General features: G+C 59.0%; 1 protein-coding gene. It reads right to left on the bottom strand.

What is annotated here, in order from left to right:
- Positions 1-88 precede the first annotated feature (88 nt).
- Positions 89-307, bottom strand: coding sequence for a hypothetical protein (locus B3849_RS10730; protein WP_278425865.1), 219 nt, complete (start codon positions 305-307; stop codon positions 89-91).
- Positions 308-652 lie beyond the last annotated feature (345 nt).

The raw sequence follows: 652 nt of genomic DNA, 5'->3' as shown, positions 1-652 counted from the left end.
GGCGGGGGGGCCGTTCTGCGCGGCTCAAGCGTGACAGCACCGGCTGATCTGGGGAACCGGCTAGGCCGTCCGGACCGTTGATGAGGATTCAGCGGGCCACGCGGTACAGAAAATCAAGCATTTTGCTGCTGGTCTGGGCCCCTTCGTGATCTTGCGGGGCGTAATTGTCATTCGCCGCTGGCACCACGGGGGTCGCCCCAAAATGCTGCGCCACGGTCACGCATTGCCACGTCGCCGCTGCGGGCACGAAGCGAAGGATATTGGTCTGCGGGTCTTGCGCTGTATCTGTCATGTTCATCTCTGCCATCTCTCGGGTCGTTCAATTTGTGCGCCGGTCGATTCGATTCTCGGTCGCCTGTCGGTAGTTTGGCTCCGACAGTGTGATATAAGTGTTAAGATATGGCAGTATTTGGGCAAAATCAGGGTAATAAACGCATCAAGCCCGGCACATTCCGGCCCAATGCCGCGGATTTAGGCAAACAACGGGCGCGTGATATCGGCCCCCTGCCCCTTGCCATGCCCGCCCCGCTATAGCATTGACCCTCCCGAACCCCCATATTTCCAGCTCGATAGACGATAAGGCTTAGACCATCATGGGACATAGATCCGATCTCACCCGCGCCGCACGGCTTTCGGTCGCCCCGATGATGGA

Origin of the sequence: Sulfitobacter sp. UBA4523, from assembly GCF_002388305.1 — a bacterium.
GTDB lineage: Bacteria > Pseudomonadota > Alphaproteobacteria > Rhodobacterales > Rhodobacteraceae > Sulfitobacter > Sulfitobacter pontiacus.
The sequence above is the reverse complement of the archived record's forward strand: the minus strand, read 5'-3'. Positions and strand labels throughout refer to the sequence as shown.